Origin of the sequence: Methylobacterium sp. WL18, assembly GCF_008040015.1 — a bacterium.
GTDB lineage: Bacteria > Pseudomonadota > Alphaproteobacteria > Rhizobiales > Beijerinckiaceae > Methylobacterium > Methylobacterium mesophilicum.
In genome coordinates this window covers 1-1409 of record NZ_VRVD01000921.1, presented here as the reverse complement: position 1 = coordinate 1409, position 1409 = coordinate 1, and the positions used below count along the sequence as shown (strand labels likewise).

Annotated in this window: 2 protein-coding genes; both read right to left on the bottom strand. The window is 71.5% G+C overall.

Annotated features, from left to right (window positions below; translation table 11 throughout):
* On the bottom strand, positions 1 to 862 hold an 862-nt coding region (locus FV228_RS29735; RefSeq protein ID WP_147857728.1), incomplete at its 3' end, for a pyridoxal-phosphate dependent enzyme.
* A gap of 327 nt (positions 863 to 1189) precedes the next feature.
* Positions 1190 to 1409: hypothetical protein (locus FV228_RS34570; RefSeq protein ID WP_246694077.1), on the bottom strand; the 220-nt coding region annotated here is incomplete at its 5' end.

The following is a 1409-nucleotide window of genomic DNA, read 5'->3' as shown; positions in this document are numbered from 1 at the left end:
GGGCGATGGAGGCGCCCTCGGCCAGCGTCGGGCCCGGGGTGACCGGCAGAAAGTCCTCGGCCTGCGCCTGGAAGCCGGCATGCAGGGGCGCGCACCGGGCCGGCTGCACCGCGTAGAGGCGGGGCAGCCGGGCGATCGCGCCCCGGCGCAGCAGCTCCGAGAAGCCGATGTCGCAGCCGAGCACGTTGCTGCCCGCCCCGCACGGGATGATCACGGCGTCGGGGGCGGTGAATCCGAGATCCTCCCACAACTCGTAGGCCAGCGTCTTGGTGCCCTGGAGGAAATGCGCCTGCCAGTTGTGGCTGGCGTAGAAGATCGTGTCGGCCTGCCGCACGGCCGCGTCCGCGGTGTCCTGGCGGGTGCCGGGGATCAGCTCGACCTCGGCGCCGGCGGCGCGCATCTGCACGGTCTTGGCCGGCGAGGTCGAAGCCGGGACCAGGATCTTGGCCCGCATCCCGGCCGCGGCCGCGTAGGTCGCCACCGCGGCGCCGCCGTTGCCGGACGAATCCTCCAGCACCGCTTCGACGCCCTGCTGGCGCAGGATCGACAGCATCACGGAGGCGCCGCGATCCTTGAAGCTGCCCGAGGGGGCGAACCATTCGAGCTTGAAATGGGCGTGGCGCCCCCGCCAGGGCCGGCGCACCAGCGGCGTGCAGCCCTCCCCCAGCGAGACCGGATCCGTGACCGCCACCGGCAGCGCCGCCGCGTAGCGCCAGAGCGAGCGCTGCCCGGTGTCAATCTGCCCCCGGTCGATCCCGGGCAGCGGCGAGATCATCAGCGGCCCGCCCGAATCGCCCCGCCAGCGCGGGATCTCGATCGGGTGGGAGGCGCCGGTGGCGGGGTCGACATAGGCAGGGGGCATATCGGGAGCAGGCATGCGCATCACGGCTCGGGGATCCGGGGCGGCTCGAGTAGTGTATACATAATTATCTTAGGAAGCGCGCCGTCCGTTCCGCCGAAACGGCGGGCGCGTTTCGCCCAGGTCCACCTCGGCCAAAAGCTCGGCGCTGGCGCCCGCGAGAGTCCAGCCGCCATGCCCCGTCCTGGACGGCGACCGGGATCGCTTGTCCTACCGCGAGGCCTCTGGCTAGAGCGCTCGCCGCCGAAGTGGATACCGGTTCGGCGCAAGCGAGCGCGTGGAATCAAAGACTTAGAGCCGTTCCCGATTGCAACGCGATCGGGAACGGCTCTAGATGATCGCATGGATCCCGTCAGCGTCCTCGATGCCAGGAATCGGCTCGGTGCCCTCCTCGACCAAGTCGAGCGCGGGCACGAGGTGGTCATCACGCGCCGCGGCAAGGCCGTGGCCCGCCTCATTCCAGCCGAGTTGCCAGCCGAGTTGCCGGCAGAGCCGCCAGCTGCCGAGTCGCCGGATCCTCCGCGGGCGGCCGTCGCGGCGCTCCGCGCCC